The 19,514-nt window shown below is 47.0% G+C and carries 12 protein-coding genes; 11 read left to right on the plus strand and 1 reads right to left on the minus strand.

Annotated elements, in window-relative coordinates:
* Positions 1–43: 43 nt before the first annotated feature.
* Entirely contained in the window at positions 44–1,954 is a 1,911-nt protein-coding gene (locus tag BUC01_RS08140) for a RecQ family ATP-dependent DNA helicase (RefSeq protein WP_073313311.1), read from the plus strand.
* Positions 1,955–2,120: 166 nt separating this feature from the next.
* Here the strand turns inward: BUC01_RS08140 and BUC01_RS08145 are convergent, their stop codons facing one another.
* Positions 2,121–2,918 carry a M48 family metallopeptidase gene (locus BUC01_RS08145; RefSeq protein WP_025835014.1) on the minus strand — a complete coding sequence of 266 codons (798 nt, stop codon included), beginning with the start codon at positions 2,916–2,918 and terminating at the stop codon, positions 2,121–2,123.
* 205 nt (positions 2,919–3,123) lie between these two features.
* Here BUC01_RS08145 and BUC01_RS08150 point away from each other — a divergent pair, with 205 nt between their 5' ends.
* The 10 genes from BUC01_RS08150 to BUC01_RS25670 all read left to right on the plus strand — a co-directional run.
* Positions 3,124–4,155: a hypothetical protein gene (locus tag BUC01_RS08150; RefSeq protein WP_073313292.1), complete on the plus strand. Its 1,032-nt coding sequence runs from the start codon at positions 3,124–3,126 to the stop codon at positions 4,153–4,155.
* Between the two features lie 4 nt (positions 4,156–4,159).
* Complete coding sequence (locus BUC01_RS08155; RefSeq protein WP_025835018.1) at positions 4,160–5,302, plus strand: DUF5991 domain-containing protein; 1,143 nt, start codon at positions 4,160–4,162, stop codon at positions 5,300–5,302.
* A gap of 99 nt (positions 5,303–5,401) precedes the next feature.
* Positions 5,402–6,361, plus strand: a complete 960-nt coding sequence (locus tag BUC01_RS08160; protein ID WP_025835020.1) for a tetratricopeptide repeat protein — start codon at positions 5,402–5,404, stop codon at positions 6,359–6,361.
* 6 nt (positions 6,362–6,367) lie between these two features.
* The gene (locus BUC01_RS08165) at positions 6,368–8,083 is read left to right on the plus strand and encodes a DUF6377 domain-containing protein (RefSeq protein WP_073313293.1); all 1,716 of its coding nucleotides are present in this window, start codon (positions 6,368–6,370) and stop codon (positions 8,081–8,083) included.
* 202 nt (positions 8,084–8,285) lie between these two features.
* Positions 8,286–11,327, plus strand: a complete 3,042-nt coding sequence (locus tag BUC01_RS08170) for a SusC/RagA family TonB-linked outer membrane protein (protein WP_243462736.1) — start codon at positions 8,286–8,288, stop codon at positions 11,325–11,327.
* A 21-nt stretch (positions 11,328–11,348) separates the two neighbouring features.
* On the plus strand, positions 11,349–13,142 hold the full coding sequence (locus BUC01_RS08175) for a RagB/SusD family nutrient uptake outer membrane protein (RefSeq protein WP_073313294.1): 1,794 nt from the start codon (positions 11,349–11,351) through the stop codon (positions 13,140–13,142).
* A gap of 334 nt (positions 13,143–13,476) precedes the next feature.
* The gene (gene dcuC, locus BUC01_RS08180) at positions 13,477–14,865 is read left to right on the plus strand and encodes a C4-dicarboxylate transporter DcuC (protein WP_073313296.1); all 1,389 of its coding nucleotides are present in this window, start codon (positions 13,477–13,479) and stop codon (positions 14,863–14,865) included.
* A 12-nt stretch (positions 14,866–14,877) separates the two neighbouring features.
* A complete protein-coding gene (iadA, locus tag BUC01_RS08185) occupies positions 14,878–16,023 on the plus strand; it encodes a beta-aspartyl-peptidase (protein ID WP_025835026.1) in 1,146 nt (381 codons plus the stop codon).
* The gene (locus BUC01_RS08190) at positions 16,020–19,043 is read left to right on the plus strand and encodes a M14 family metallopeptidase (RefSeq protein ID WP_073313298.1); all 3,024 of its coding nucleotides are present in this window, start codon (positions 16,020–16,022) and stop codon (positions 19,041–19,043) included. Before iadA ends, BUC01_RS08190 begins: the two co-directional genes overlap by 4 nt.
* Before the next feature lie 185 nt (positions 19,044–19,228).
* Positions 19,229–19,514, plus strand: a 286-nt coding sequence (locus tag BUC01_RS25670) for a hypothetical protein (protein ID WP_217653890.1), incomplete at its 3' end; no start/stop codon positions are given.

The following is a 19,514-nucleotide window of genomic DNA, read 5'->3' on the forward strand; positions in this document are numbered from 1 at the left end:
CAATTCTTCATTCTTCATTTCTCATTCTTCATTCTTCATTTCTATGTACAAGGAAATCTTAAAACAATATTGGGGATATGATAACTTCCGTGGCATACAGGAAGATATCATCAACAGTATTGGCGAGGGCAAAGACACATTGGGGCTGATGCCTACGGGTGGTGGCAAGTCCATCACATTTCAAGTACCTGCACTCGCCAAAGAAGGACTTTGTCTGGTTGTCACTCCCTTGATTTCCCTGATGAAAGACCAGGTGCAGAACCTGAGGAAACGAGGTATAAAAGCACTTTCCATCTATTCCGGAATGTCCCGGCAGGAGATTGTCACCACTCTGGAGAACTGCATCTTCGGCAACTATAAATTCCTGTATATATCTCCCGAACGGCTGGATACTGAAATTTTCCGAACCAAATTACGGAAAATGAATATCAGCATGATTACCGTAGACGAAAGCCACTGTATCTCGCAATGGGGATACGACTTCCGTCCTGCCTATCTGAAAATTGCCGAAATACGCGATTTACTGCCGGGTGTCCCTGTGCTGGCACTCACCGCAACCGCCACACCGGAAGTAGTGAAAGACATTCAGGAACGCCTGTGTTTCAGGAAAGAGAATGTTTTCCGCATGAGTTTCGAGCGCAAGAACCTCGCTTATATAGTCCGCAAGACGGAAAACAAAACCGGAGAATTGCTGCATATCCTGCGCCGTATGCCCGGCAGTGCCATTGTCTATGTACGCAACCGCCGCCGGACCAAAGAAATCACCGAACTCTTAATCCATGAAGACATCACCGCCGACTTTTACCATGCCGGTCTGGATGATGCCACCAAAGACGTACGTCAGCACCGCTGGCAAACGGGTGAAAGCCGGGTAATGGTTGCCACCAATGCGTTCGGCATGGGAATTGACAAACCGGATGTGCGTATCGTTATCCACCTCGACCTGCCCGACTCCATCGAAGCCTATTTTCAGGAAGCAGGGCGCGCCGGACGTGACGGTAACAAGGCATACGCCGTTATCCTGTATGCAAAATCAGATAAGATTACTCTCCATAAACGTATTCCGGATACTTTCCCGGAGAAAGACTACATCAAGCAGGTATATGAGCATCTGCAATACTACTATCAGATGGCTATGGGGGATGGTATGGGATGTGTCAGAGAGTTCAGTCTGGAAGATTTCTGCCGGAAGTTCAAGTACTTCCCCGTGCCTGCCGACAGCGCATTGAAGATTCTGACGCAAGCAGGATATCTGGAATATACCGATGAACAGGACAATGCCTCCCGCCTCTATTTCACCGTTCGCCGTGACGAACTATATAAGTTACGGGAATTAGGAGAGGATATGGATAGGCTTATCCAAGTTGTATTGCGCTCCTATACCGGTGTATTTACCGATTACATCTTTATCAACGAAAATACGCTCGCTGTACGTAGCGGACTGACCCGGCAACGGGTATACGATATGCTGATGCGCTTGTCTAAGATGCACATCATCCACTACATTCCCCATAAAAAGACACCTTATATTATATATACACGTGAGCGCATAGACATTCAGCAACTGCAAATATCACGTATGGTATACGAAGATCGCAAAGAGCGATACGAAGCCCGGATCGGAGCAATGGTGGATTATGTGACAACCGACACGGTTTGCCGCAGCCGCATGCTATTACGATATTTCGGCGAGAAGAACGAACATAATTGCGGAATATGCGATATCTGCCTCAGCCACCGGGCGGAAGAAGTGCCACAAGAAATATCAAGAGAAGAGTTATGCAATAAAGTACTTCAAGTTCTTGCAGAGCAATCAGCCACTCCGGCAGAGCTTGCCGAACAAATAGCGGCGGACAAAGAGCTTCTGACTGGAGCTGTACGCCAACTATTGGAAGAAGAGCGTATAACTTCTGTAAATGGAATACTTCAAACGGAAAGAAAAGGGCGGAAGTAACGAGTGACTAACTACAAGTTGCTGTGCTATGTTCGCGGGCGAAAGATTTTTCGCCCCTACGAGCGTTGTCATTGATTTACCGTACACTGTAGGGGCGAATAAATACTCGCCTGGCTAACATTCCGAAAGGCACATTTCACCCATAGCCTGTAGCCCGTAACTCAATTTATTCCGTTGCCGGTTTCTCGATACCCTCGCTGGTTGCACGTTCTTCCATACGTTTGATACGGGCATCCAAATCCGGGTGAGTAGAGAACAACTGGTTCAGTTTACTACTCTTCTGTGCGCCGGCCTCTTCCTGCAATTTCTTCAACTTCTGGAAAGACAAAGCCATCGCCCAAGGGTTCTTACCATGACTTTTCAGGAATTCATAGCCATAATCATCAGCACTACGTTCCTGCTTCTGTGAGTAAGTGGAGTTTACCAAAGCCTCTCCCAGATCACCCAACTGAGAATCTGTCAGTTTAGCCGCCGTACCGCCTTGTGAAGAAATACCGTCTTTCAGGGCAGAAGTCAACAATGCTGTGCGGAAGCCATTCTTAGAGTCCTTGTGTGCCACATGACCTACTTCATGACCGATCACACCGAGCAATTCGTCGTCACTCATAATGTCCATCAAAGAAGAAAAGATACGTACACTACCATCTGCACACGCAAAAGCATTGACGTCTATCACATAGTAAACCTTAAAATTCAAGGGAATTCCTTCCACATCCGTCAGACCTTCAGTCAGTTTTTTCAGGCGGATAGTGTACTCATTGTCGTCCGCGCATACCTGATTGTGAGTATCCATCCAGTCGATGTATTCTTTCACATACTCCGTCATTTGAGCATCTGTTAAAGTCACCGCTTTAACGGCTTTTACTGCACCTTTCAGTGCTTTCACATTAAATTGAGCCATTGCAGGCATGCCCACAGCCATGCATACTAGAAGAAGGGCCCACTTCATAAGAGTCTTTTTCATTCTTGTGTTTTTAGAAAATAATTATTTTTATTTTGATAAATGCGGCGCAAAAGAACAAATTTTAAATGATACCATCAACATATTAGGGGATGTTTTTCGCTTTTTCAGCGGAGTTCTTGGTATAAAGACTAATTTTTTATGCAAACCCAAACTGTTTCTAAATAATATCATACCTTTGCACCCAATATTATCCACAAGAACTATTATGCATATCAAAACATTTATCATCTTAGTATTATTGTCTTGGGGGCTGCATAGCAGTGCACAGGAACATACCACACATAATGATGTAATCATACAGGCAGCCCCAGATTACAGTCGGAAGGACAATGCAACAGTTAGAAGCGCAGAAGAAGAAAAAGTGATGGAGTTAGTTGAGCAATACATATCAAAGACTCTGCATGAATATAAAACCAAACCGATGTTTTATCTGAAAATAAAAAAATCGGGATGTTGCATAGCAGTCCGGGTAAACGACATACCGGTATACGAGAATTTTTCCGATTACGATTGCGGTTATACTGACTATGACGGTGCACTATACCCTATTAACAGCTGTCTGCCCTGCAGCGGAAAACAAACATTCAGCATTGAAGTATATCCCACCAGCCTGCAAGATTATATATCTGACGACTGCTCTATAAGTATTGAAATATACTGCCGCCCCGATATAGATAAACCGGAGGCTGAAACCAAACTGATTAAAAAATTGAATTTACCGGAAAACATAGGTCAACAAAAGCTGAAATACTATACCGCTTCGGCGGCTTTTGAAGCCTTATTACCCTTTGATTACAGCGACAGACTTGCCAAAGCCCGTGACCTGACGAAAATACCCAACTTGGAAGAAATGGCGCTAAAGCAATATAATAAGATGCGGCAATACTTAGTAGACTGTGACCAATTAGCCTATCAGACACAGTACCTCAGCAATATTATTCCATATATGGACATGTACTACAATAGCCGACAAGAAGTAATAGACAATCTCTGCAACACGGAAATGTTCGATAAAACGTTGGAGAAAAGGAAAGTTCTTCCCATTACAGATTATGAAATGATTGTTTGCGGTAATGGCAAACTGGTCATACTACGAAATAAATCGGATAAAAACAGTGTTTTACAAATAGAATCTTACATAGCCAATGAAGACGGCGACGGCATACCTACTACTAGAATCATACCAATTATACTATACATGCCCGAAGACAGTGAAGAATTAGAAATATATGCATGACAATATGAATAAAAGATGGATTTTAATAACACTGTGTGCCATACTATCCGGCTGCACAAGCTTGGGAAAGCAGTCACCTGCTTCGGATGCCCAATCTCCCGGTAGTGAAACCGAGCAACTGGAACAGAGCATCAGCCAGCATTGGATTGGGAGATATTCTTTATATATCAGTACCGAAACCATTATGGAGGACGCCAGCAACATCGGAGTCAGTTATAATTTTGAGATTCGGGATTCAACAGTCTCTTTTACAGCAGCTGGCTATCAGATATTTTTCGAATGTGAGTGCTCGTGGAAAGAAGATCGGGATCAGTTGATATTATTCTACAAAAAAGCAATTGAAGCGGTCACTCCCATACCTTTTCAAAACGTGAACGATACGGTTGCCCTGATAACTTGCGAACAGGGCAAATATTATGTGCAAAGTCCGATTATTACGGATGCTGAATGGGGCATCAATAAGAAAATGCTGTTGGAAAAGGGATCGATTGACATATCGGAAGAAGATGATAATGACTGTATGCCGAAAATAACCTATTGGCACGAGAACTTTGAATATGGTGATGAGGACGATTGTTTAGACCGCTGGGCTATCGCTATCGATGAGGCTGATTTTTTAGCAGCGTTGGCTAAATATCAGAACCAACAGATAGACAGCACGGTTCAGATACCTGCAAGCAAGGGGAAATATTCTATTCCACTGGAAAACGGGGACACAAAAGTCTTATTCGACAGTTATGAACAATCTGACGACTATTGTAAATACCATTATAAAGGGTATCTTGCACAAATAAATTGTTATGTATTCGAATACGAAGGCTTCGAATGGGAAGGAGTTTCATACTTTTCTAAAGCAAATGGAGAAGAATATTGGTTTCGGAATGAGGGTTTGTTCTCGCCAAATTCCAACAATTGCTATTGTGTCGATGCATGCACCGAATTCGAAGGCGAAAGAGCCGGATTTATAAAGGTATATCAAGTCTCATACGACGAATTCCAATTCATGTTCGGCTTATGGTCAGACAAGATATTCCCGCAAACCGTCTGCTGGCAGGATAACACCACGCTCTATATGAAAGCTCTCCGGGAGGAAAATGGAGCAGACCAGACTTATTACTATAAGATATCTCTGGATCAGGTACGGTAATTCGTTTTTCATTGATTTTTTCTTTTTATTCGTATATTCCGGAGAATTTCTTTAAGTTTGCAAAAGAATAGAAACAAAATATCAAAGACATACATAATTATGGGATTCTTTAAATCTTTCTTCTCCGGCAAACAAGACAAGCCGGAAACTGAAAAACAGAAAAACAATCAGAAGAACTTTGAAATATTCAAGTATGACGGCATGCGTGCACAACGCATGGGACGTCCGGATTATGCCATCAAATGCTTCACCGAAGCCTTGGCCATCCAGGATGACTTTGAGACTATGAGTTATCTGAGCCAGGTTTATGTCCAGACCAACGCCCTCAGCGAAGCGCACGAGTTATTGGAGCGTATGGCGAAACTAGAACCGGAACATACTTCCACCTTCCTCACCCTTGCCAATGTATGCTACCTGCAAGGAGATTATCAGGCCATGGTCGAAGCCGCACAGAAAGCCATTGAAATAGAAGAAGGCAACGCCATGGCGCACTACCTTCTGGGAAGAGCCAAACAGGGAATGGATGACGGCATTATGAGTATCGCCCACCTCACCAAAGCCATCGTGCTGAAAGATGATTTCACCGAAGCACGCCTCCTACGTGCCGAAGCATTAACCAAGATGAAGCAGTATAATGAAGCCATGGAGGACATTGACGCTATATTGGCACAAGATGCAGATGACGAAAGCGCCCTCTTGCTACGCGGCAAAATAAAAGAAGCCACCGGCGATGCCGGAGCGGCAGAAGCCGATTATTGCCACGTGACCGAACTGAACCCTTTCAACGAGCAAGGCTTCCTCTACCTGGGACAACTCTATATTGAGCAAAAGAAACTTCCGGAAGCCATCGCCCTCTTTGATGAAGCCATTGAGCTAAATCCTAATTTTGCACAGGCCTATCACGAACGCGGACGTGCCAAATTACTAAACGGTGACAAAGAAGGCTCTGTAGAAGACATGAAGAAAGGACTGGAACTCAACCCAAAAGAAGTACAAGGCTTCAACGGGCAATATGGTAATCAGACAAACGAGAGGCAACCGAATGTATTAGGACTGTAACGCCTTATGAGAAGCTTCCTCTCCATACTTGTATTTTGTTTCCTTTTTCCAGCATTGGCAACTGCCGACAGTTTCGAACGCAGCTTTGAAGAAAACAAAAAACTTCTTTACTCACTGGACAGCCTGTTAGCACATCAGGATGTCTTTGTGAAAGTAAAAGAGGAACGCATCATGCAGTTGAAGAAGCAGTATAACCAGGTAAAAGATGTAAAGGAACTCTATGCAATGAATCGGATGATTTATTTAGAGTATCGGGTATATGATGCTGATTCAGCTTTACATTACATTAACAAAAACGTACAGTTGGCGCAACAAACCAATAACCGGACCTGGGAAGTGGTATCTCTGCTCGAACAGTCTTTTGTCCTTACATCCTGCGGACTTCTTACTGAAGCACTGAATGCTGTGAGCGATATACGTTCGGAAGAATTGCCGCAAAATCTACGTTCTGAATATTTTGGCCGTTTGTGTACACTTTATTCCCGCCTAAGGGACTACTCCGGTGAGAATTCTCATTTATCGGAGCACTACAATGAGCTTCAAAAGACTTATCGGGATTCAATACTCAACACAGCTACCCCCGATGAATTGCGCTACTGGAATACCCGGACATGGCTCTACTTGGGAACTCCCGAGGCAGCCCCTGTCAAGCAAGCATTGGAACATAACAAAAAGATATTGCCCAACGACAGCCGAAAATACTCCATTGCCACATACAACCTGTCCGCCATCTACCGGAGCGAGAAAAATGAAAGCAAGTATCTGGAAAATCTGATTCTTTCCGCTATGGCAGACATCCGGTGCGTCAACGGAGACATAGGTTCATTGCAGGAAATAGCCGAATACCTGTTTAAACACGGGAAGATAGACCGCGCATATAACTATATTGTCTACTGTTCACAAAAAGCCATGCTTTTTCATAACCGGGTACGGATAGTCAGAATGTCTCATTTGCAAAATCAAATCTACAAAGCCTACCAGGAACGGGACAACATACAGCAAAAGCGACTTCAAGCTTCTCTCATCACCGTCAGTTTGCTTTTCCTTATATTGATTGGTGCGTTCCTGTTCATCCGTAAGCAAATGCGCCGGCTGAAAGAAGCTAATACAAGATTGGACAATACCAATCAGAAACTCTCTGTCAATATGGATGCCCTCTCCACCGCCCATCAAAACCTGGAAGAGGCCAATGACCAACTGAAAGAACTGAATACCCAATTAAAAGAAGTAAACTCCCAATTGCGGGAATCCAATTATGTAAAGGAGGAATACATAGGTTATGTATTCAATATCTGCTCCACTTATATCAGCAAATTGGAAGAGTTCCGCAAAAACATCAACCGGAAACTCAGAGTGGGACAGATAGAAGACGTCAAAGCCATGACCGATCCTTCAACAATGGCCTCCAATGAACTGAAAGAGTTCTATCAGCATTTCGATACAATCTTTCTTCATCTCTACCCTAATTTTGTGGAAGACTTCAATGCCCTGCTTCTGCCCGAAGAACGGATTGAACTGAAAGATGGTGAACTGCTGAATACAGAACTGCGCATACACGCATTAATAAGGATGGGCATTACGGACAGCGTGAAAATAGCCGACTTCCTTCATTGCTCCGCACAAACCGTCTACAACAACCGCCTTCGTACCCGGAATAAATCCATTATTCCGAAAGAAGACTTCATGAACGCCATCAAAAAGCTCGGAAAATACAAAGCCTAACCTCTGTCTGCCACTCCCGCTTCCTATCGGGAAGTTTACTTCCAAGCGTTCCCCCGCCACCACATATCACTAATAATCAACCACTTACTTCTTTTAACAGTTTACTTCAACGGTTTACCTCACGAAGTGAATAGCCTCTTGTTACATATATCTTTGCCAAAGAGATTTAAAACAAGAACTTATGTTAACTATCAAATTAATCATGAAGAACGAAAGAAAAGAAAAACGCCTTGGCAGACTTATTCTTGTCTGCTGCGCTTTGTTGATGTTCATTTCGGTCAACGCATTTGCCCAACAGCAAGTCACAGTCACCGGAAACGTAAAAGATGAAAAGGGAGAACCCGTCATCGGAGCCAACGTCATCGTGAAAGGTACGGGCACAGGAAGTGTCAGTAATGTAGATGGAGATTTCTCACTGCCCAACGTACCTAACGGAGCCACACTTGAAATTTCCTTTATCGGCTATCTGAACCAGGACGTAAAAGTCAGCGGAACCAAACCTATCAACATTATTCTGAAGGAAGACACAAAAATGCTGGATGAAGTGGTTGTAGTGGGTTACGGTGTACAGCGCAAGTCGGACATGACGGGTGCAGTTGCTTCCGTAAACACCAAAACATTGGAGAACCGCCCGCAAGCCAACATCATCCAGTCTTTGCAGGGAGCCGTACCGGGACTGAATATCTCAGTAACCGGAACCAATGCCGAAGGGTCGTCCACCAAAACCCGCATCCGTGGCGAGAACTCCATCACGGCGGACAATAAGCCACTGATTATTCTGGATGGTATTCCTTTTGACGGTCCCTGGTCGGAAATCAATCCGAACGATGTAGAGTCTATCGAAGTGCTGAAAGATGCTTCTTCGGCCGCCATCTATGGTGCACGCGGTTCAAACGGTGTCATCCTGATTACTTCCAAAAGAGGTGAGAAAGGAAAGGTGGTCGTAGCTTATGATACATACGTCACCATTGATAATCCGATTAATTTACCCCGCCTCATGAATGGCGCTGAATTTTGGAAATACAAGACTGAAGCATTGAGAGATGCCAATACCACTCCACCGACAGAAAGCAATCCGGAACCGTGGATGGGCTCTATGACTGCCACTGAGCTGCGTATGCACGAAGCGGGAACAGATACCGACTGGCTGGACCTGGCAACCCGTACCGGCTTTAAGCAACAACATAACATTTCATTCCGTGGTGGAGTGAACAAAACGAATTATTTCGTATCGCTGAACTATACAGACGTGAAGGGTACAGCTGTCGGCAACCAATTCAAGCGTTACAATATCCGCTTCAACCTGGATCAGGAATTCAATTCCTGGCTTAAATTCTCCACCAGCACACAGTTGGGCCGCTACGACCGAAGCGGCAGTAGCGCCTCATTCTCCAGAGCTTTCCGGATGAACCCGCTGGCAGAGGCTTATGACGAAGAAGGCAATATCCGTTCTGCCGCTTGGGAAGACTCCAGCGAAGCCTTTTCGGTAAACCCGCTGAGCAGCCTCAACAATAAAAGCAGTGATATACGCTCCAAAGTCATCACTAACAATGTTATCGAAATTAAGCTGCCGTTCGTTCCGGGATTAAGCTATAAACTGAACACAGGTTATACTTACCAAGACAGCAGCTGGAAACAATACCAGGGGATGGACACTTACTACGGAGCCCGTTCCAACGGTATTCTGAATACCGACGACTGGCATTCACAGGAATGGATTTTGGAAAATATCATCACCTATACCCGTGAATTCGGCAAACACCGCATCTTCTTCACTGGTCTGTATTCTGCACAGAGCTACGAGAAAGAAGGCAACGGAATGGAAGGAAAAGACTTCCCTAACGACGTGATGTATTATTATCAGATTTCCAAAGCAGCCACCATGTCCGGAAGTTCCAGCTATACAAAGCAGAACCATATCTCACAGATGGCACGTCTGAACTATTCATACGACAGCCGCTATCTGCTGACATTGACGGCACGCCGTGACGGGTACTCGGCATTCGGCAACCAATCCAAGTTCGGCATATTCCCTTCCATGGCCATCGGCTGGAATATCTCTAACGAACATTTCTTCCAGGCAAGTCCGCTGGCAAAAGTCGTCAGCAACCTGAAATATCGTTTGTCATGGGGTAAGAACGGTAATGAGGCCGTAGGTGCCTACACCACACTACCCGAACTCTCGACGTTCAACTATCTGAAAGACGACCATACACCGAGCTATGGTTTCTATCCTTCCAAGCTGGCTTCTCCTTCATTGGGATGGGAAACTACACAGTCCGTCAACACGGGTATCGACTTCCAGTTGTGGAGCGGGCGTATCCAGGGATCTTTCGATATGTACTGGTCGAAAACAAGCGACTTGCTGCTGAACCGTTCCATTCCTACCATCAACGGAACAGGAAATATTACCGAGAACATCGGGGAAACCCAGAACCGCGGTTTGGAATTGCAAATCACTTCAAACAATATCACCAAGAAAGATTTCGAGTGGTCGACCACTTTCAATCTGTCGCACTATAAAACAAAGATTGTAAACGTAGGCCTCTATGATGCTGACGGCAAACCTATGGATGACGTAGGTTCCAGATGGTTCATCGGCGAACCTATCAGCGTGAACTACGACTACCGCTTCATCGGTATCTGGCAGATCACCGACCCGGCAAATCCCAACGGTCAGCAGGATCCGAACTACCGTTACTCCATCCCCGGTTACATGAAGTATCATGATAAGGACGGTGTAAATGACATCACTCCGGCAGACAAGGAAATCATCGGCTCCGCTATTCCCAAAGTTACCATGGGCATGATGAACACTTTCCGCTACAAGAATGTAAGCCTCAGCGTATTCTTGAATGCGCAGCTGGGACAGACCGCCAACAACTGGCTCTACGATGTATCTCACAACTCTTATCGCCAGAACCGCCTGATGGTAGACTTCTGGACCCCGGAAAATCCGACCAATAAGTATCCGAAGAACTCTCTGGACACATCCGTGAACCCGATGGGCGCCGGCTTCTATGAAAAGACCGACTTCCTCCGTGTGCAGGACATCACACTGGGCTACCGCATCCCCCAACGCTGGCTGAAGAAGATTTCACTGAACCGCCTCGAAGTATATATGAACATCAAGAACCTGGCAACCTGGACAAGCTGGACCGGTCTGGACCCCGAATTTATCAGCGACCAACAGTCCACTCCACAGGTGCGTTCATTCACATTCGGTCTGAAACTTGATTTATAAACCGCTTAAAAAGAGAAAAGTATGAAAAAGCTAAAATATACACTGATAGCACTGCTTGTGCTTTGCACCACCGGATGCAACGAGTCCAGTTTCCTGGAGGAAGACCCGCGTGCTTCACTCTATCCTGAAAACCTGCTGGTAGATTACAGCGGATTCCAGTCTATGGTAATCACCCTCAACGGAATGATGCGTAACGAATACCGCCGTGCCGACGCACTGGGTGGCGGCCTGCCGCTTGTGCTGCATGCAGCATGGGGTAGCGGTGTCGATAATTCATGGAGCAACAATTCACACAGTGAGTTCAAGTATATGTATTATCCGTCTCAAATCAATCAGACAGATTTACGGATATTCCAGAACATCTTCCAATGGTGCTACCGCATCATCAACACCGCCAATATGGTGATTTCACGTGCAGAAGGCAGCGGCATCGACTGGAAAGGGACGGAAACGGAAGCTGCCGCCCATAAGAACAAGATCATAGCGCAAGCCCGCTTCTTCCGCGCATGGGCCTATCGCCACCTGACTTATTCATTCGGCGCCGTGCCTCTGTCAACCGAAGAGATTACGGGTATGAACTACCGTAACGACTGGGAACGCAACTCCGTAGAGTCTATCCGTGAAGTGATGGAACAGGATTTCACATTCGCCATGAACAACCTGCCGCTCCGCGAAGAGAACAACAGTAAGATTTCCGGAGCCGTAGCACGCCACTATCTGGGTGAGTTATATCTGGCAATGGACCAGCCCGGCAAAGCTGCCGAAGTATTGAAACCACTGGTAGAAGGCAATGAATATAGCCTGATGACCACACGTTTCGGTAAGAACGCCGCCAACCCCGGCTGTCCGTTCATCGATGTATTCCGCACGCCGATGTATGCGGATGGAAATACAGAAGTACTGTATGCCTTTGTCAATACAGAGCCGGAGAACAGTGCATTCGGTACGGCTGAGGTGTATATGAAGAGTACTTATAAGAACTATTATTCCAACGATGGCGTCATCAACAAAAGTAATATGAAAGACCCGAACTATACAAGCGGCGCAGCCACCTGGCCCCAGGTATTCTGGATAAACAACGGCGGTAAAGGTGCCGGGCGTTGCGTACCGTCACGAGGGGCTTTCCGCCTCTACAACTACAAGGATCAGGGCACAAAGGATGACCGTGTATCTGATTACGCAGTGGTATGGAGCATTAATGAGAAAGGAGCCGACGGTAAAGTCACGGAATATCTGAATAACGGAAAAATGGTAGTGGACACCATCGTAAGCGCCGCCATGCTGGATGACAACAAAACCACCATCAAGAAGTACAACTGGCCTACCACCCGCAAATGGGACTACGTAGCACCGTTGATGGCAAACGGTGACAAGGACGGATGCTACCAGGATATCGTTTACCTTCGTCTGGCCGACACTTACCTGCTCTATGCGGAAGCTCTGTTGAAGAACAATCAAGCAGGTGAAGCCATAAAATGGATTAACAAGGTGCGTAACCGTTCCAATGCTGTCAGCATCACGGAAGCTGAACTGACGGCAGGAGGGCTCGATTTCATTCTGGACGAACGCAGCCGCGAACTCCTTTCGGAAGAAGAACGCCGACACACTCTGATTCGCGTTAGCCAGGAGAAAGGCGGAGATGAACGAGACGTGAATAATTACTTCAAACGCCGTATGCGCCAGTTGAATGAAATTGCAGGACGTGACGCACGAGGTATGAATACGTATGAAACTCCGGTACTCTTCCCGATTCCGCAAGAGTTTATTGACTCCAATACAGGCAGACAGCTGGAGAATAATCCGGGATATCTATAAGGGAGCGTTCATTATTTGTTTATAAGATAATGGGATAAATGATAATTTAGCGGCGTGATTTGCGAAGTAACTTCATTCCCCTCCTCCAGTCGGAGGAGGGGTGCCCAAAGGGCGGGGTGGTAGGTGAGAAAGGAGTTCCTTATTCTTCTGAATAATAGGTATTTTATTGTTTCACCTACCACCTCCCCCTACGGGTACTCCTCCTCCCGAGAGGAGGAGAATGAAGATACTCTTGTGCCGAAAGGAAACCTGGCCGGGGCGCCTCGCCCCTAAATTATCATTTATATATCAAACTTATTCTATTCAGTACTTAAACTTAAAAACCAATCCATATATGTCAGTCATCGCCTTCCTACTCTGTATTGCAGTGACCACCTTCACTGCCATCTATCTTTACCGGAAACTCAACCCGCAAGGAGTACTGATGTTCGCCGGACTCATCATGCTGACATTTGCCCTCGTACTCAACATCCAGCCCCTGACTCCGGACAAACCTACCGGCAGCATCGTTTTCGACCTGGTGAAAGTAGTGGAAGAAACATTTATCGGCAACCTCTCCCGTGCAGGACTGATGATTATGACTATCGGCGGTTACGTGGCCTTCATGAACCATATACAAGCCACCAATGCCCTGGTGCACATTTCCATGAAACCACTTGGATTCTTCCGCCGTTACCCCTATCTGGCAGCCACCGTCACCATTCCTATCGGCCAACTGCTATTTATCACAACACCCTCGGCAGCCGGTTTAGGGCTATTGCTTGTCGCATCCGTCTATCCCGTCCTGGTGGGACTGGGAGTAAGCCGACTGACAGCCTTATCCGTCATTGCCGCCGCAACGCTTTTCGACCAAGGCCCCGGCTCGGCAAACACGGCCCTTGCCGCCGAACTTATCGGCCAGACCAATGTGGCTTATTTCATCACTCACCAACTACCACTGGTCCTCCCCACCACCCTGGTAGTCATGACACTGTTTTATTTCAACAATAGGTATTTCGACAAAAAAGAAGCCGCCAGGCAGAGTACGGAAACAAGCGGAAATCCGGAAACTCCGCAGTCCTCCACCCGACCGGATATTCCCTTGATATTCGCTTTGCTCCCCGTACTTCCACTGGCACTTCTCATTCTGTTTTCACCTTACGTAGGTTTGTTCCAACCTCCCATCACGCTCAATACGACTACGGCAATGATGTTCTCCCTGTTCATCTCACTCGTATTCGTAGGCTGCCACACACGCAACATACGAAAAACATTTGACGCCTTCTCCAGCTTCTGGAAGGGAATGGGCAATGTCTTTGCAAGTGTAGTGACGCTGATTGTGGCATCCGAGATATTCTCAAAAGGGCTTATCAGCCTCGGATTTATCGACTCACTGGTAGATTACTCCACGCATATAGGTCTTTCCGGCATTGCCATCGCGGCGGTCTTCGCCCTTATCATCTTCTGTGCAGCCATGCTGATGGGAAGCGGGAATGCAGCCTTCTTTTCTTTCGGCCCCCTGCTGCCCGGCATTGCCGGACAACTGGGAATGCCAGCCTATTCCCTCGTGCTCCCGTTGCAACTATCCGCCAGCATGGGGCGCGCAGCGTCTCCCATAGCGGGAATTATTGTAGCCATTGCCGGTGTGGCGGGCGTATCGCCCATCGAACTGGCGAAAAGAAACACCCTGCCCCTGGTTGGTAGCATCCTGTTCCTGATAGCTTATCATTTCATTACACTATAAAACTTCATAACCATGTTTACACTGATAAAAAATGCGAATCTGTACGCCCCCGAACCTCTCGGCATAAGCGATATTCTGCTGGCGGACGGCAAGATTGCCCTCATAGACCGGAAAATAGACTTGTCAGGCCTTCCCTACGAAACCATAGATGCCGCAGGATGTGCCGTCACCCCCGGTTTCATCGACCAACACGTCCACATCACCGGAGGAGGAGGACAGACAGGGTATGCCTCATTAGTCCCCAACGTCTCTGTGAGCGAACTGGTGGCTTGCGGAACCACTACCGTGCTGGGACTGCTCGGAACAGACGGGTTCGTAAAAGAACTGACCACCCTATATGCCAAAACAAAAGCCCTGGAAGACGATGGCCTTAGTGCTTATATGCTTACCAGCTTCTACGGTCTACCACCCAAGACACTGATGTCCTGCGTTGCAGACGATCTTATATTTATCGATAAAGTGATCGGTTGCAAGCTCGCCATGAGTGACGACCGCAGCGCTTTCCCCACCGAACTGGAAATATTACGCCTCATCAACCAGGTGCGCCTCGGCGGTTTCACATCCGGCAAAGGGGGAATCCTGCACATTCATCTCGGAGCATTGCCCGAAGGCATTACGCCGTTGCTGAACATCGCCCGGCACTACCCCACCCTTATCTCCTACCTTTCACCCACCCACCTGATACGCACGGAAGCATTGTTCCACCAGGCCATCGAATTTGCCGGTATGGGAGGCATGGTAGACTTTTCCACCGGGGGAACCAAGTTCGATGCCCCCCACCGTTGTGTGATGAAAGCCCTCGAAGCCAATGTGCCTTTGGAGCGCATCACATTCTCCAGCGACGGCCGCGGAGGTGTGCGCCGTGTAAACCCGGAAACAGGGGAACCCACTTACCGTCCCGCCCCTCTACACCTTAATTTACTGGAAATGACACTACTCGTGAAAGAGGGATTACTACCTCTGGAAAAGGCCCTCACTCTCATCACCAGCAATCCGGCACGCAATCTCAAACTTCGCACCAAAGGCAGAATAGCCGTCGGCTTCGATGCAGACCTTTGTTTTCTGGATGATGAACTGTGCCTGACAGATGTCATCGCACGCGGAAAGGTGGCAATGAGAAATAAGAAAGTTATAATGAAAGGGAGGTACGAAGAATGAAAAGGTTATTTCTACTTCTCAGCGTTATTTTCCTCTGCACCGGACTTTATGCAACACCGGTTCTTTCCTCCGGCGAGGGGAAATTCACTTACAAGGATTATCCGCCTTTTGCCGACCGTCCGGTAGACGTCCACTATTACATTCCGGTTTCCGGCGATGTGCGCCAAATGCCTGTCGTCTTCGTATTCGAAGGGGCAGACCGCGGTTATAGCTATCTGCTCAAAACTTGGAAGCGGGAAGCGGAGAAACACAAATTCATGGTTTTCATCCCCCACTTCGGCCTGAAAGAATATCCGCTGTGCGATTATCAGGAAGTCGGTGTCATTGACAACAACACCCACACTGTACGTTCTGCCGAAGAACAGACTCCCGCCCTGATTGATAAAATATTCGAGTACGTCAAAGAAAATTCGGGAAGCCAACGAACAGGCTATATGATTTACGGTCATTCAGCCGGAGGACAGTTTGTGCAGCGCTTCATGCTTTTCTATGACAGCCCGTATGTGGAAAAAGCGGTCATAGGCAGTCCGGGATGGTACACGTTCCCCGATACCTCGCTGGACTTTCCTTACGGGGTACGTAATATCCCTTATATCACCTCCGAAACAATCAAAAAATATCTTGCCAAACCGATAGTTTTACAGTTAGCGGCCGGTGACACCGTCCGGGAGTCCTATCTAAGGAAAACTCCCGAAGCGGAAGCGCAAGGACGCAACCGCTACGAACGCGGCAACAGCTTCTATCAATACATCCATCAGATAGCCGCTGAAAAGAACTGGCCCTGCCACTGGCAGAAGATAGATGAGCAAGGCATCGGACACCATTCTACCGGTATGGGCGAACGGGCCGTTCCGGTCATGCTGGGCGATTCGCTGCGGGCGCTGTTCATTGGCAACAGTTACACCCAGTATAATCATTTAGTTCGCCAAGTGCAGGCCATCGCCGCCTCTACCGGACACAAGCTCTCTGTGAAATTAGTGGAACATGGCGGCTGGACACTGAAGAAACATGCCGCCAATCCCGAAACCCTCGACGCCATCCGCGAGGGAAACTGGGACTTTGTGGTGCTGCAAGATCAAAGCAAGGCTCCCGCCCGCGAAAAGGATTGGGTGCGGGAGAATGTGTATAAGCCGGCTTACTCCCTCGACAGTCTGCGCCGTCTTTATAATCCACAAGGAAAAACCGTCTTCTACATGACCTGGGGACACCATATCGACACATATGCCGAGATGCAGCAACGCCTTGCCGAGAGTTACCTGGAGATGACTCACCAGCTGAACGCCTGGTGCGCTCCCATAGGTATGGCCTGGAAGCGTATCCGCACGGAGAATCCAGACTTCACGCTCTATAACCCCGATCATAGTCATCCGTCCGTGCAAGGTTCTTATCTCGCCGCCAACGTATTTTGCACCGTCTTTTTCCAAAAACCTTATACAAGCGGTTATCTTGCCGGGCTGTCCCGCAATGAAGCCCTCTATCTGCAACAGATGGCGCAGGAAACCGTTCTGAGTAATCTTTCGCTATGGAATATCCAACCTTCGCCACAGCCCGAAGATGTCACCCGGCAGTTCTATCCCGATCCGGAAAGAAAATATACTACCCCCACTCTCGGAAAACCGGTTGAAGAAGGCTTGGCGTCATTGTTTGAGATAACACGCTACTTACAGGCATTAGCCGACAAGCATTCTGATAAAGTGACACTGGCCAACATCGGCAATACTCCGCAAGGAAGAGAAATACCGATTCTTTATTTCGGCACTGCAAAGGAAGACAAGAAAATAAAAGTCTGGATGCAGGCAGGTCTGCACGGCAATGAACCGGCCGGACCGGAAGCAGCCTGTCTGCTAGCCGATTATCTGCTGGGCACTCCCGAAGGGGCTGATATTCTAAAAAAAGTATCTCTTGCACTCATCCCTGTGGCCAATCCGGATGGTTACGCATTTCAGAGCCGCAAGTCGGGCAGCGGCTTCGACTTGAACCGGGATCAGAGCAAACTCTCTGACCCTGTAACCCTTCTTCTCAAAGAGGCATATAAAGAGTGGAATCCTGAGATAGCTTTGGACATCCATGAGTTCAGCCCTTTCCGCAAAGAGTTCGGACGTCTACGTGGAAGCCGGGCAACCACAGCCGCCGATGTTTTGTTTCTGCCCAGCGGTCATCTGAACATCTCTGATGGAATACGCCGGCTCTCCAACGGGTTGTTTCGCGAAGAAGCGGAAAAGGCGTTGGCTGCCAATGGTTACAATTCCGGTTTTTATTTTACCCCACACATAAAGAATGATAGTTTGTATGCAATAAAAGACGCAAAAAGTCCGCAATCCAGTTCCACATACCAAGGACTCACCAATGCGGCATCCTTATTCATAGAAATACGGGGTATAGGGCTGGGAAGGACGTCTTTTGCCCGTCGTGCCGACTGCGGTTTCCGGGTATCCCGCAGCCTTTTGGAAACAGCAGCAGTCCATCACAAGGAGGTTAAAAAGACCATACAAAAAGCTGTCAGGGAAACTTGTGCAGGAAAAAGTGATGTATTCGTCACTTTTCAACCCACCCGTACAGAGCTTCCTGTTTCATTTATTGACCTTAGTAAGAAGGAACGTTTCACGGAAACCCTGCCGACTCTCGATGCTCTCCAACTGAAAGCGGATTTAGTACGCAAACGCCCTAAAGCCTATATTCTGCCGGACAGTTGCCCGATGCAGGCTGAGAAACTCCGTGCTTTGGGAATAAAAGTGGAAAAGAGCCGGAAAGCATTCACGACTACTGTAGAAAAGTACATCGTCACTGAATACCGGAAGACGGATAAGGAGTGGGAAAAGATTTATCCGGTCACCGTATCTACTCGGGTGATAAAGGAAAAGAAGAGTTTCCCGGCAGGCAGTTTCATTGTTCGTCTCTCACAAAAGAATGCGAACCTTGCCATAACTCTTTTAGAGCCGGAATCGGTAAATGGTTTTGTCAACTTCGGTGTGATCCATACGGAACGGGGACAGGAATTGCCGGTGTACAGGGAGAGATGAAATGATATATACAGCCTCTCTCCTAACCCTTCCCCGTAGGATTTTGTGTGTTTTGCGGTTTGCTTAAATGAAAGTAGATATGCCCTATTCTCCCTCAAAGTGATAGCATATCGTCATTTTATATAACAGGCTTTAATTGGTAAATATTCATTCCAGGTGATTCGATGAACAAATAAGGAATGAATATGTGGCGCTATTGCATAGTCTTGCGTATTCTTGCGTATTTGCAAGCTATTGATGGAGAAAAAGGTTACTACTTACGGGGGATTAAAAGCAATGTAGTGTTGCATCTGTATTGCAATGTTGTTGCATATGCTTTGCAGCGATACTGCATAGGCTTTGCAGTGATGCTGCATAGGCTTTGCAGTGATACTGTATGTCTTATCCTAAAAATGGTTGTCACTATTCGGGGCTGGTTACTAAATAAGTTGTCACATCTTATCTTTCCCTACTGGAAAGGTTGTCAGTTTT

Origin of the sequence: Bacteroides stercorirosoris (assembly GCF_900142015.1) — a bacterium.
In the GTDB taxonomy this organism is placed as follows: domain Bacteria; phylum Bacteroidota; class Bacteroidia; order Bacteroidales; family Bacteroidaceae; genus Bacteroides; species Bacteroides stercorirosoris.